Origin of the sequence: Amphibacillus marinus, from assembly GCF_900110345.1 — a bacterium.
Classification (GTDB): domain Bacteria; phylum Bacillota; class Bacilli; order Bacillales; family Amphibacillaceae; genus Amphibacillus_D; species Amphibacillus_D marinus.
Genome location: NZ_FODJ01000013.1, coordinates 42002 through 54201, shown reverse-complemented (window position 1 = coordinate 54201; position 12200 = coordinate 42002). Strand labels below are relative to the sequence as shown.

At 39.0% G+C, this 12200-nt stretch carries 22 protein-coding genes; 21 read left to right on the top strand and 1 reads right to left on the bottom strand.

Annotation, left to right across the window (positions count from 1 at the left end; translation table 11 throughout):
* A complete protein-coding gene (locus tag BM000_RS14750; RefSeq protein WP_091499891.1) occupies positions 1 to 324 on the bottom strand; it encodes a helix-turn-helix domain-containing protein in 324 nt (107 codons plus the stop codon).
* 153 nt (positions 325 to 477) lie between these two features.
* On the opposite strand from BM000_RS14750, the gene BM000_RS14745 reads away from it, so the two are divergent.
* The 21 genes from BM000_RS14745 to BM000_RS14675 all read left to right on the top strand — a co-directional run bounded on the left by BM000_RS14745 (position 478) and on the right by BM000_RS14675 (position 12199).
* A complete protein-coding gene (locus BM000_RS14745) occupies positions 478 to 717 on the top strand; it encodes a helix-turn-helix domain-containing protein (RefSeq protein ID WP_091499890.1) in 240 nt (79 codons plus the stop codon).
* Positions 704 to 1096: a hypothetical protein gene (locus BM000_RS14740; protein ID WP_091499889.1), complete on the top strand. Its 393-nt coding sequence runs from the start codon at positions 704 to 706 to the stop codon at positions 1094 to 1096. Before BM000_RS14745 ends, BM000_RS14740 begins: the two co-directional genes overlap by 14 nt.
* A gap of 45 nt (positions 1097 to 1141) precedes the next feature.
* On the top strand, positions 1142 to 1285 hold the full coding sequence (locus tag BM000_RS16870) for a hypothetical protein (protein ID WP_177178321.1): 144 nt from the start codon (positions 1142 to 1144) through the stop codon (positions 1283 to 1285).
* Between the two features lie 29 nt (positions 1286 to 1314).
* Positions 1315 to 1473 (top strand): hypothetical protein, encoded by a 159-nt coding sequence (locus tag BM000_RS16865; protein ID WP_177178320.1) that lies wholly within the window; start codon positions 1315 to 1317, stop codon positions 1471 to 1473.
* A gap of 66 nt (positions 1474 to 1539) precedes the next feature.
* Complete coding sequence (locus tag BM000_RS14735) at positions 1540 to 3867, top strand: phage/plasmid primase, P4 family (RefSeq protein WP_091499888.1); 2328 nt, start codon at positions 1540 to 1542, stop codon at positions 3865 to 3867.
* A 1-nt stretch (position 3868) separates the two neighbouring features.
* Positions 3869 to 4291 carry a hypothetical protein gene (locus tag BM000_RS14730; RefSeq protein WP_091499887.1) on the top strand — a complete coding sequence of 141 codons (423 nt, stop codon included), beginning with the start codon at positions 3869 to 3871 and terminating at the stop codon, positions 4289 to 4291.
* 1 nt (position 4292) lies between these two features.
* A complete protein-coding gene (gene ssb / locus BM000_RS14725) occupies positions 4293 to 4712 on the top strand; it encodes a single-stranded DNA-binding protein (RefSeq protein ID WP_091499886.1) in 420 nt (139 codons plus the stop codon).
* A gap of 34 nt (positions 4713 to 4746) precedes the next feature.
* The gene (locus tag BM000_RS14720; protein ID WP_091499885.1) at positions 4747 to 5040 is read left to right on the top strand and encodes a hypothetical protein; all 294 of its coding nucleotides are present in this window, start codon (positions 4747 to 4749) and stop codon (positions 5038 to 5040) included.
* Positions 5041 to 5044: 4 nt separating this feature from the next.
* Positions 5045 to 5197: a hypothetical protein gene (locus tag BM000_RS16860; RefSeq protein WP_177178319.1), complete on the top strand. Its 153-nt coding sequence runs from the start codon at positions 5045 to 5047 to the stop codon at positions 5195 to 5197.
* Positions 5198 to 5282: 85 nt separating this feature from the next.
* The gene (locus tag BM000_RS14715) at positions 5283 to 6350 is read left to right on the top strand and encodes an Alp7A family actin-like protein (protein ID WP_091499884.1); all 1068 of its coding nucleotides are present in this window, start codon (positions 5283 to 5285) and stop codon (positions 6348 to 6350) included.
* Positions 6347 to 6610: a hypothetical protein gene (locus BM000_RS14710; RefSeq protein ID WP_091499883.1), complete on the top strand. Its 264-nt coding sequence runs from the start codon at positions 6347 to 6349 to the stop codon at positions 6608 to 6610. Before BM000_RS14715 ends, BM000_RS14710 begins: the two co-directional genes overlap by 4 nt.
* A 130-nt stretch (positions 6611 to 6740) precedes the next feature.
* Entirely contained in the window at positions 6741 to 7409 is a 669-nt protein-coding gene (locus tag BM000_RS14705; protein WP_091499882.1) for a hypothetical protein, read from the top strand.
* Between the two features lie 125 nt (positions 7410 to 7534).
* A complete protein-coding gene (locus BM000_RS14700) occupies positions 7535 to 7720 on the top strand; it encodes a hypothetical protein (RefSeq protein ID WP_091499881.1) in 186 nt (61 codons plus the stop codon).
* 120 nt (positions 7721 to 7840) lie between these two features.
* On the top strand, positions 7841 to 7981 hold the full coding sequence (locus BM000_RS16855; RefSeq protein ID WP_177178318.1) for a hypothetical protein: 141 nt from the start codon (positions 7841 to 7843) through the stop codon (positions 7979 to 7981).
* A gap of 12 nt (positions 7982 to 7993) precedes the next feature.
* On the top strand, positions 7994 to 8152 hold the full coding sequence (locus BM000_RS14695; RefSeq protein ID WP_091499880.1) for a PTS ascorbate transporter subunit IIC: 159 nt from the start codon (positions 7994 to 7996) through the stop codon (positions 8150 to 8152).
* Position 8153: 1 nt separating this feature from the next.
* Positions 8154 to 8351 (top strand): hypothetical protein, encoded by a 198-nt coding sequence (locus BM000_RS14690; RefSeq protein WP_091499879.1) that lies wholly within the window; start codon positions 8154 to 8156, stop codon positions 8349 to 8351.
* Positions 8352 to 8414: 63 nt separating this feature from the next.
* Positions 8415 to 8582 carry a hypothetical protein gene (locus BM000_RS16850; protein WP_177178317.1) on the top strand — a complete coding sequence of 56 codons (168 nt, stop codon included), beginning with the start codon at positions 8415 to 8417 and terminating at the stop codon, positions 8580 to 8582.
* 68 nt (positions 8583 to 8650) lie between these two features.
* Positions 8651 to 9943 carry a prolipoprotein diacylglyceryl transferase gene (locus tag BM000_RS14685; RefSeq protein ID WP_091499878.1) on the top strand — a complete coding sequence of 431 codons (1293 nt, stop codon included), beginning with the start codon at positions 8651 to 8653 and terminating at the stop codon, positions 9941 to 9943.
* A complete protein-coding gene (locus BM000_RS14680) occupies positions 9940 to 11592 on the top strand; it encodes a fibronectin type III domain-containing protein (RefSeq protein ID WP_091499877.1) in 1653 nt (550 codons plus the stop codon). The genes BM000_RS14685 and BM000_RS14680 overlap by 4 nt, the downstream gene beginning before the upstream one ends.
* Before the next feature lie 2 nt (positions 11593 to 11594).
* A complete protein-coding gene (locus BM000_RS16845) occupies positions 11595 to 11750 on the top strand; it encodes a hypothetical protein (protein WP_177178311.1) in 156 nt (51 codons plus the stop codon).
* A complete protein-coding gene (locus BM000_RS14675; RefSeq protein WP_091499876.1) occupies positions 11750 to 12199 on the top strand; it encodes a hypothetical protein in 450 nt (149 codons plus the stop codon). The genes BM000_RS16845 and BM000_RS14675 overlap by 1 nt, the downstream gene beginning before the upstream one ends.
* Position 12200 lies beyond the last annotated feature (1 nt).

Below are 12200 nucleotides of genomic sequence, written 5' to 3'. Positions count from 1 at the left end.
CTACTCTTCCTTTCCCTGTTCAGACTTCCATTTAACATATCGAATATGCTCTTTTATATCATCAATTTCCTTCTCAGATAAACCTTCCATATCAAAAAAGAACAAATTTTCATGCTGTTCAGATTCTTGACTTCCATTGATTAAGTAATCAATAGAAACATTGTAAAGCTTGGCTAGCTTATTAAGTGTTTCATAATCTGGTTGTCTAATTCCCTTTTCATAGCTAGAGAGAGTATTGTTTTTTACTCCGATTTTTTCAGCCACACTATTTTGTTTTAGACCGATTTCCTCACGACATTTCCTTAAACGCTCATGAAACTTCATCAAACAGCCCTCCATTTCAATTAATTTTATCATTATTTCGCAATATGAGAATAAATATTCTCGAAAAAGGAATAAAACTATTGAAATTCACATTACGAGAATATATAATGGGTACAACAGTTCACGTTTCGAGAATTTAAAGGTGGTGATTTAATGAATAACATTGGTGAACAAATTAAAATTCTAAGAAAGTCACGAGGACTTACTCAAGCTTATGTATCAAAGAAATTAGGTTATAAATCGGCTTCGATGATCAGTGAAATCGAATCGGGTAAGAAAGGTCTTGACGCAAATAAAGTACCGTTAATAGCCGCAATTTTGAACGTGCATATAAGTGAACTTTATCAAGACTTTAAAATTCTCGAAAAGAGAAATTTAAATGAAACAGCTTAAAGGGAATGAAATCATGCCACTAGCTAAAAAAGCCAAAATTCACACAGGACAGATATTCGATTTAAAAGAAATTGCTGAACATACAACACCTGATATTGCTGAAACCATTGAACAGAAGCTAACAGATTGGTTATTCAAAAAAGATATGTTCATCGGTTATGTCATTAAGACGGTTGAATATAAGCAGTTTCATTGTATCAACATTTCTATTATTGACCTTGACTGTACGTTTCAATACCGTTTTGAAGCTGATAGCAGACAACCGAATCGTTATTTGCTCAAGGAAAAGATGTTCTTCACTAATTATTACCTTGAACAATTGACCGAACACATTAAAACATTCCAAGCTGCTTATTACGCAGACGAAAAACATGGTTAGTCCTACTCACTGTGCTGCATAAGTTAAAAGCAAAGGAGGGATTACATGCCGGAAAAAAAGAAGAAGAAACGAAAATCAGTCATCTACATTGGCACAAGGACGTATGGGACTATCCCAAAGGAAGAAGCCTTTAACAAAGCAGTTGAGCCGTATTTTAATCCAGAGAAAAGAGAACTTATCGTATCCTAATTGTACCATTTCTTAGAGAGGTTGGTTAGATGAAAAAGATAGAGAAGCAAAAAGCCTTAGCGCAAGTGATGCGATCACTGAGAGCGAGAGGATTTCAAATTGATTATGCAAGCTCTTTTTATGCCAATGCTGGACAAGCTAAGCGCATAAAAAAACAGCAAGTGCGCCAACACTTACTGCATAAATAATCATACACACTAACTGTAACATGTTTAAATTATTTTTCAAGTGGCTAGGAAGGAGCAACTAAGCATATGAATGTAGCTTTATTGCAGACAGATTCAATTGATCTGGCTCGGTTGTTTCCCTCAACCGAAAAGCCGTTAAAGATCATTAAATTAATTGGGTATTCCAATATGAATAAACAGAGTGAATATGACGTGGCGAAGCGTCCGTTCATGAAGAAATGGCAGGATCTCAATGAGCCAGGTCTTGATCAACACCAGGAGATCACCTGGCTCAACCAAAAAGGGTGGACAGGCTTAGTCATTCCAGACGGCTATGATGTGATTGATATAGACGATATGCAGGAAGGGGAAGCAATTTTTCAAGCATTACGTGCGGCATCGTTTAACTTTCATGCGATACAGACAGTGAGGGGGTATCAGTTCTTCTTTAAGTCGACTGGTAAGGTGCCAGGACAAGATGCGAAAGTTTTAATGGCAGGTGGTTTTGTTGGTGATTATCGCCTTGCTGGGCGAGGACAAGTCGTGATGCCCAGTAAGAACACAGATGGTCGGGAATGGGTACACCTTTGTGATACCGACTTAGATCCAATGCCGATTTTCTTTGAGCGATTGAAAAAAATTGATGGAAAGAGTCGTCCGTTTGAGATTCCAGTCTATGAGGGGGGCAGGAATAACACCTTATATGCTCATGGTTGCCGTTTAATTGAATTTGGTTACTCACAGAAAGATAGCCTTTATATTTTACGCTTTTTAAATAAGTATTTCTTCATGCCGTCAATTGAAGATCGTGAGTTTCAAGCAACCTTAACCAGTGCCTTTCAGCATGAACCAAGTGGAACAAATTACGGTTCACCACCAAGTCAAAATGAAACAACCGAACCTCCAACGCCAACGTTTAACATGACGGAAATGGGCAATGCTGAGCGCCTTGTGTACCGTAATGGGCACAACTTGCGCTATTGCATTGAGTTTGAGGAGTGGCTGTTATGGGATGGGGCAACGTGGGTTGAGGATAAGAAACGAAAAATTGAGCGTGTCGCCATCAAAACATTTCGTGAAATGTACAGTGAAATGGCGACTGTAGACGACACCGATCAGCGCAAGAAAATTTATAAGTGGGCGCAATCAAGTGAACGAAGCTCAGTTTTCTTAAATAGCATTAATCGTGCTCAAGCTATGCTGCCAGTTACGCAAGGTGAGCTGAACAAAGATCCGTTTAAGCTGAATTGTGTCAATGGAGTTGTTGATCTTAGGCAGGGCAAATTTTTAAAACATAAGCGTGACTTTCTAATGACGAAGAATACCCATATTTTCTATGATCCGAACGCTACTTGTCCAAACTGGTTGAGCTTTTTAGAGAGTATTTTTAGGCAGCCTAAAGGCGAAGTAAATGTACAGCTAATTGAATTTATTCAAAAAGCTGTTGGCTATGCCTTAACTGGAGATACAAGCGAGCAAGTCGCCTTCTTCCTTTGGGGGACAGGGCGTAATGGTAAGAGTACCTTGATAAATACGATCAAGGAGCTGCTAGGCGATTACAGCAAGCAGACTAACGCTGATACATTCACAAGCAAAATTCATGATGGCGGTATTAACAACGATATAGCTAGACTACATGGCTCACGCTTTGTCTCAGCTGTCGAATCAGAGGACGGACAAAAGCTGTCAGAAGCATTAATTAAACAGCTAACTGGTGGTGAGCCAATCACAGCACGATTTTTAAGGCGAGAGTTTTTCGAGTTCATGCCAGAATTTAAGATTTTCTTTACCACGAACCATAAGCCGATTGTCAAAGGTGATGATGAAGGGATATGGCGCAGGATTCGTTTAATTCCATTCGATTTCACGATCCCGAAAGAAGAGGTCGATAAGCAGCTGCCAGAGAAATTACAAGCTGAATTAGCTGGTATCCTCAATTGGGCAATAGAAGGCTGCTTAAAGTGGCAGCAGGATGGTTTGCAAGAACCAGATGACGTTAAGAACGCAACTGATGAATACAAGGAAGAAATGGACTTGCTATCAAGCTTTTTAGATGAATGTTGTGTGATTAGACCAGAAGCAAAGGTTCAGGTTGGTGAGCTACATAAGGAGTACCTTGCCTGGGCGGAGGAAAACGGGGAGTATCCATTGAAGAAAAGGGCCTTCAATAATCGTATTGCTATGAAAGGCTTTCAAAAGCGTAAGTCTACTGGTAATAAAACCTTCTTTTTTGGTTTAGGTTTTTTGTCTGATTGTGAGCACGAGTTATCTAATAGTTACTTAGTTACCCAAAGTTACTCAAGTTCCAGTAACCCACCATATAAAGAAAATAATCAGGATAAACAGGAAAATAGGTCACTTAAGGTAACTAAAGTAACTAAAAGTAACTCTGAAATGATCGAAGAGGAAATTTAAGATGATAAATAACCTATTAGATCAACTAGTCCATAATAATATCCAATTAATCATTAGTGATAATCAAAAGCTAAAGCTATTATATCAAAAAAACAACGTAACAGATGAACTAAAAAATCAAATAACAAAAAACAAACTGAAAATCATGCAGCGATTACTTGAAAATAAGCAAGCTCGCTCAGTAGGATTCAATATTTATGGTAGTGGTGATCTTTATGAATATCGCTATGGCTTTGGCTCTTATTTGTATATCGAACGCTCTGCGAACGATTTAGTCACTGCCTGGCGGGCGAATTATCCTAAAGGTGGCGATAAGCCCTACAAGCTTAAAATTATCCGCAAAAACAGCAGTTTTGAAAAAGCGTTTAAAGAAGCTAAAGGTTTTATAGATTGGTTAAATAAGAAAAACGGAAAGAGGTATTAAGATGTTAAATCGAGTTGTGTTAGTCGGACGTTTAACAAGAGATCCAGATTTACGCTATACCGCTAATGGGGTAGCGGTGACGAATTTTACTATTGCAGTCAATCGCCCTTTCTCCAATCAGCAGGGCGATCAGGAAGCCGATTTCATCAATTGTGTGACGTGGCGAAAGTCAGCAGAGAATCTAGCAAACTATATGCATAAAGGAAGCTTGATCGGTGTGGATGGACGTATTCAGACACGCAGCTATGAGGATTCAGATGGAAAACGTATTTATGTGACTGAGGTTATGGCAGGAGCAGTTCAGTTTTTGGAATCGAAAAAGAAGACCGGGACTGATCAGCAAGAGGAAAATAAGCCGCACCAGGAGACAAATCCGAATATGGAACCCATTGATATATCAGATGATGATTTGCCGTTTTAAGCTTGATAGGAAGTGATTTCAGGGAGGGATTATATTGTATCTTGAACGTGTTAAAGCCAAAGGAAAGACGTACCTGTACGTGCGTAAGTACTGTGTACGTCCCAACTATAGCAATAACACAAAAACAGTGTTCAGATTTGGAAGGATCGAAAAAGCGCTCAAGCAATTGTATAGCTGGCAGTTAGGGGACAAGCTACCCAATGAACTAGTGAAGGAAGGCTGCACAAGGCAGGATATTGCCGACTGGATCAACACCTTAGAGACTGGCATACATAAAACAGGTCGATCATTCGCAGAGCAAACAGATATTTTTGAGTATTTGGGGTGAAGGCATGAACAATAAGCAATGCAAGATAGATTGGTTATTAAGCACGTTAGAAAACTTAGAACAGGGTGACGTTGAGCTTATTCATATTGAAGGACAGCTATATGTTATCAGATGTGCAGAACGGCAGGATATTTTAGAATTTGTAAAACGAAAATAATTTATACCGTTATATTAACGGGTTGACGGGATTTTTGTTGAATTAATACCGTTAATGTAACGGTAAAACAGAAGGAGTATAAAAAATGATAGAACAATTCGCATTAGATATTGGTAACAAGCAAACAAAAATGGTATCGGAAAAGACAAGTGATGTTTTCCCATCCTATTATTTATTAAAGCAGGATCTAGGAAGCTCACTTACATTGATCGGACAGCAAAGGTTAATAGATAGTTACGAATCGAATATTGATCCTGACTTTACTTATGCATGGGGAAAAGAGATTGCTCAGGTAAGTACGGATAAGTACATTGATACAATTAGCTTTGACAATCGTTACCGCACAAATGAATTTAAGCTATTGGTTGACTTTTCACTTGCCAATCTGGCTAAAGATTATCCAGCAGCAAAAATGAGTATTCTTGAATGCACTGTGGCAACAGGTGTACCATCAAGTGATTATCATGACGAAGCAATTAGGGATATTATCACAGCTATCAAAGGGGATCATAACGTTAGACTAAATGGGGAGAGCTTAAATATTAGAGTGAAAGAGGTTTTCGTTATCCAGCAGCCAATCGGCACGATCTACAATGAGTTATTGGATAGCAACGGTTATATCGAAAATGAATCCTTTCTGGACGAAAATGTTGTTGTGGTTGATATTGGCGGCGGTACACTTCTGATTGACACTTTGAAAAGTTTAAACCTTGATGAAAAACAAAGTGGACAAAGAGATAATGGCGCTTATGATCTTTTTGAACGAATAAAGAACCTTGCTAAGCAAAAAGGGATTAGAGGGTTAACAGAGTACAAGATAGAACAGATTGTGCGAAGGGGTAACAGTGAAAGTGGTTATAGCTATCAACCTAATAAAAATGAGTGTATTGATCTAACAGAGATCATCCTAACAGCACAGAAAATATATACCCGTGAGGTAATTAATACGATCAACACCACGCTGAAGGATAAATCACAAATAGATACAGCGCTGTTCACTGGTGGCGGTCCAAATGTGCTAAACAGTGATGAATTAAAGCAGGTTTTTAAAAACTCCTATCTAGTGGAGGATTCAGAGACAGCAACAGTTCGAGGCTATTTCAAATATTTAAGAGCGTTGCAACAGCAACAGGAAAGTGATGCAGCCGAATGAAGCGTAAAAGGGTAGAGTTAGTCGTAAAGGAAACAAATGATCCAGAAGTCTATCAATTCCTTGAGCAATGCGATAATATGGCAGGCTTTATCAAAACACTATTAAGATTGTATGTGAAAGGTAATATGAAAGTGGGCATGGGCGGTTCGGGGGTTCAGGAGGTAGAGGAAAAGAGTGATAGCCAAATTGAGAAGAAATGTGATCGAAAAGTACTTCCAAAGGGTTTGATGAATGCCGTGAGTAGTAAGGATTTAAATTGAATAGTTTTAGGTGCAAACCGTGCAGTGTTTAAATATAAGATATATATTTAAATTTGCACGGTTTTATAATTTTCAAAAGCACTATAAGTATTTTTTTGTTATAATTTTTAAAAAAGAGGAGAGGATTATTATGCGTAACAAGACTGAAGGTGCAATGATCATAACGAATTTAAAGAGAGATTTTTTTAAAACCGTAAAATTACACGTTAGAAACCATCATAATTTCAAAAATTATCGGAGGTTATTCATTTTCTTTTTATGTGTTTATTTTACTTATATTTTTGCATTAGTAAGAGTCTACATAGAAAATATTGAGGATAGCTCTTATTTTAACGCACTAATTATGATAACTATGATTCTACTAATACTTTTTATTGTTTTTGAACCAATGATATACAAAAGGATGTTCTTTACGTATGCCGATGAAAGTGATTTGTATGAAATTGTAAAAGAAAATATTTTTAATAGGTATATTTTGAAGAAAGAAAAAAGGTATGAATATATTTTTGAATTCATTAAAAAAGACAGCCAGAATTGGTTTAGTAAAACTTTTAAGATTGAGAAAACAGTAAGTGCTGTTTTAGTTCCTGTTTGGGCAGTTTTTACTGTAAATTTTGGTGCTAATATAGAGAACTTTATTATTTTAGTATTTACTTCTATAGTAGTTATTGCATTATCTATGTTCGGACAATACATAATTCCCGTTATCTTTTTTGATATTTTTGATAAAAAAATGTTAATTAATAAATTAATTTTCTATTTAGAAGAATATAGGGTTGAAAATATTAATGACTTTTAAAACAGTGGCTGTTATGCCATTGTTTTTATTTTGGTGTTTTGGCATACCAACACCCCGTTTTGGGATACACAAATGTTTTTCAGCTCGTTAAACTAGAGTTAACAAGCAAGTGCAGGGGTGATTGAATGCATGGTGAAACGGTAGTTGTACCTGTTGATCCACGAGAAATGACAAGGATTGTTACGGATAGTGGGGAGCTGCATATCATTCATGAGATCACGCTAGGTGATTTGCTTATCGTAACTGCCTTGTTTGCCATTATAATTTTCATGCTGATTAGCTCGGTGATTAGGAGGAAAAGCGTTGTATGAGGTTGTTGACTTTACCAAAACAGAGATAGCTCTTGTCTACGTTGTTTTTATCTCAGCAAGCTTATTTACTTTCCCACTCACACAATTGATTATGACGGCTATTGAGAGGGGCACTAATAAATGGAGATAGGCGGTCTGATGGCAGAAGCCTTCAAAGCGTTTATAGGGAACCCCGATATAATGGCTGTTTTACTTAGCTGGTCAGTAGGCATCGCAATTATACTTACAGTCATTGAGATTTATCATAAAACAAAACTGTAAGGGGTGAAGGAATTGAATTTATCAGGTGTGTGGGATTGGTCGTTTTTTTGGGACACGTTTGGCTTCATTTTAAGAACTGTTGCTTCATTCTTAATGATCATTGTAGCAATTATCGCTGTTGGTATGCTATTAACTGTCGTGATAAAAGCGGTTAGAGAAGGGCGCAGTTAGCATGAGAATGAATTTTTGGACACAGGAGAACATGCTTGAGTTTTGGGGTTATGTGAGAATGTTACTTGAAACGGCTGGACCAGGGGTGATGTTAGCCGCAGCCGTTGCAGCAGTTGGCTTTTTAATCCCTATTATCATTAACGCTTTTAAAAAAGCAAATACTGATGATGAGCAGGATTATGAGTACCGAGAATATTAATAATAGGCTTTGCCTATATTATAAAAATTTAAAGGTTAACTAACTATTAGGGGAGGAAATAACATGTTTGAAGGCGTATCATTACCATTTACAGTTGCAGATTTAGTTGAGTCAGGGTTTGAATTAATTGGTCTAGTATCAACATTCGTTTTACTTGGTCTTGCATTTATGTTCGCACCAAAAATCATTGCACTTATTCGCCAAGCATTTTCTAATCGTGGTAAGGCATAAGGGAGCTGAAAAGATCCGGGTAGGTAGTGTAAAGCTACCCACTCGGATTTTTTTTATAGGAGGACATTATGATTAAGAAAACATTAATTGCTACTTTGTGCGTGTTCTTGATTAGCTCACAAGTTTTAATGGCGCAGAATCATCCCTATTTCGGTACCACAGATGAAAGTCAATATTTATGGGCAGATCTCTATAACGGGGTTAGAACCTTTACCACAATTAGTTATGTTAGTGCATCTAATTCAGCCCAAATGAATTTTTACCGTACGATTGATGATTCGGCTAGTTTTATCAGTTCACAAGGCTTATCTAATGGCTCGGGAAGCGTAACACCGCCCGCAAGCACAACTGCAATTCGCTTAATTTCCAATGATGGTGGAGAAGTCTGTATTTCTTATGCACGCACCAGCAGCGGTAATGAAGTACAGTTTGACGGCTGTAGCAGCAATAATGGTGGCGATGATGGTGGGGGATCAGGGAATGATTGCGGCTGTATCTTTAATACCCCTGGTTGGTCTGATTACATGGATCGAATTGACGACATTATTAATGCGATTCCTTCTCCACCAAATTGGCAGCAGGTAGCGAATACGTTTCGGGACACAATAGTGCCTAGATTTATTAGTGACTTGGGTGATCTTTTAGGACATGCCCCCAATCCACCATCTGCACCAGCTTTTAATCATAATCTTACTGGTGAGATCGATGCGCCAAGAGGGCAGCTGCCTTCGGGATTAGATGATGCAGGATTTAGCGCTGATGATATTAGAGGGGGAGCTGAGGAAATAGAAGTAAGGGAAGATCCGACGGGTGGCTTTGACATTTTAGATCCAATTGGCAGTCTTCCTAGTCAGGATGAGTTTAAAGACAATATTCCTGATGAAGGTGACATGATTGCACCAGAAGTTCCAGAAGTGGATGCGGAAGCACCTGCTGCACCGGAGGAACAAGAAAATATTGCCCCAAGTCCACCAGATGTGGGAGGTACAGCACCCAATCCAGATGAGAGCGATAATCTAGCGCCTGGAGCACCAGAGGAACAGGAGAATATAGCACCAACACCGCCAGACGTTGAGGGAACAGCACCAAGCCCGAATGAGCAAGAGAACATGGCGCCAGAAGCACCAGACGAAGGTGATAACTTCGCACCAAGCCCAGGAGATGGAGATGGGACAACAGCCCCGATACCAGGAGATAGAGATAATCAAGCACCAGTACCTGGCGATGGGGGAGGTGTAGCGCCAATCCCCGGTAGTGATGGTGGAACAGTACCGATTCCAGGGGCAGGGAATGAAACAGCACCAATGCCAGGTAGAGACAACGGAGCAGCCCCGATACCAGGAAGGAGGTCGGATGAATGATTAAAATTTTAACACTAACCATTTTGTTGTCTGCCTTCCTGCCGTTTATGGAGATAGGAGCAAACGAAAACTTGTGGTATGGAGACGGGATTCTTCATGATGGTACATCTGTAAAGAGAAATGATTTTCCGATAGAAGCTTATGATCTTGATTTGGACACTATTTCACCGCGAATTGGATATCAGGTAGAAAATAAAGTTGAATTTAACTACCTCATGGATATTACAGGCTTTATCATGAATTTCTCAGCCACGTATAGCCACATAAATATAGAGGTACTATATTATAACGAGCAAGAGGAAACCGTTGAGAGTATGAGACTTCAGCCCAATAGATTCGATCACGATATGTACCATGAAGTAGACATTAAAAATGTCTTATCGATAAATATTGCATCCGCACAGTCTGGTCAATCTGTAAGAATCAGAGAAGTTGATTTTTTTGGAGTGCCAAGTAGTAACAACATCACTCTACCCTCAGCTGTCAATGTGGACATCCATAGAGCTGGACATAACGAAATTGATTTCAATATCAGCAATATTGATGATATAACCGAAAGAATCAAAGTCTATCAAAATGGAAGTCTAGTGGACGATATAGCGCCAGATGAATTAAATCAAGGTATTTACACAGCGAGAGGACTCGCACCAGAAACAAATTATGATTTCAATTTTGTGAGTGTGAGTACAGAGGGTTACGAATCAGGGGACGCAAACGTTAATGTAACAACAGCACCTATTCCAGAGATAGAAGAAATTGTGAATGTAGAGGTAGAAGCAAGTCATGATCGGGTCGATCTATCTTGGAGTATGCCTAGCAGTGGTTACGTTGATCACGTCAACATTTATCGAAGAACAACCACCGAACAAGAAATAAGTATGCTAGATTTTCTTAAGCCTATGATCGTCAACGCAAGCGAGGATTTTGCGCCACTGTTTGAGACCAATGGCACATACTTTAATGATCTATCGGTAGAAGAGAATAGCTCATATGAGTACAAGCTCACGACAGAGTACGCAGGAGTAGAAAGTCAAGGTGTTATCGTGCAGGCAACAACTGGCTTAATGCCTGCACCAGATCTTGATGGTGATGACTACGAAGAGCTACCAAACGGTGATTACCTTGTCACTTGGCAACAACCTGAAACGGGCCAAGTTAGGATTTTAGTAGATGGTAGGGAATATGTAACTGTACCTGCCTCTGATCATGCTTTTACGATTCCAGCAGCTGATATGCGCTACAGTTCTTTAGGAAGACCGCTCGTGAGTATTCAGACGATTGGGGAAAATGGCGAAGAATCGCCACCTATTGATTCTGATCAAGGCAATGCAGAAGTTCCTTTTACGGTTGTTGATCTTGTCACAACAACTAATGGTTTGTTGATGTTAATTGGATCGTTTGTGCTACTAGGGTTAGCGTTTATTTTTGCTCCAAAAGTTGTTCAGCTCATTCGTAGATCTATTAAAAATAGAAGTTCAGCTGACAGAGAGGGGCAAGCTCAAGCTAATTTCTCGGTGCGAGAGGAAAAAGCACAGGCGAGGGCAATGCGACAAGTGGAGCGATCACATTCAATTGGCTCTGGGCGAGCACCACGAGAAGGAAGAATAGGGTCGAGACAGCGTAGAGAACCAAGACAAGGGAGGGTGTAAGCGTGAATATGGCGTTATTGAACATAGTAATTGAAGTTGTATTTAGTGGGCACATGCTCTATGTTGCACCTTTTCTTTTCTTAATGATGCTAACACTATTTGCTGATCGGTTAATTGACTTGATCTATGATGCATTTGACAAGAGGAAGTATCGTTAATGGGAATTATTACACGAGCATTTGGGAACTTATTTGATCTGCTTTGGTCTGTAGGGGAGTGGATCTTATCAGGAATCGGCTCATTCTTTCAGTTTTTTATTGATCTGTTTTTAGGCTTTGTCAATGTGATTTTTGATGTGATTAGAGGGTTGCTCTACTTGCTTTATATGATCGGTGTTCTAGCTATAAGATTGTTTCAGGTTTTGCTAGAAGCAGCGCAAATATTATGGTCATTAATTGTCGGGTTCGGTAATACGTTAGCAAGTCTAGCGTATTCACCAAGAGGATCAGGTGGTCATGGCTATAGTGAAACGATTGGTCAGTTGTTTGATGCCCTGGAACCCATGCAGCTCTCTCCAATTGCTTATATTCTATCGTTTGCGCTCTGGTTTATTACCGCAATCTCAGCAATGAAACTGATTTCTTCTATTCGAGTAGGAGGGAGCTAGC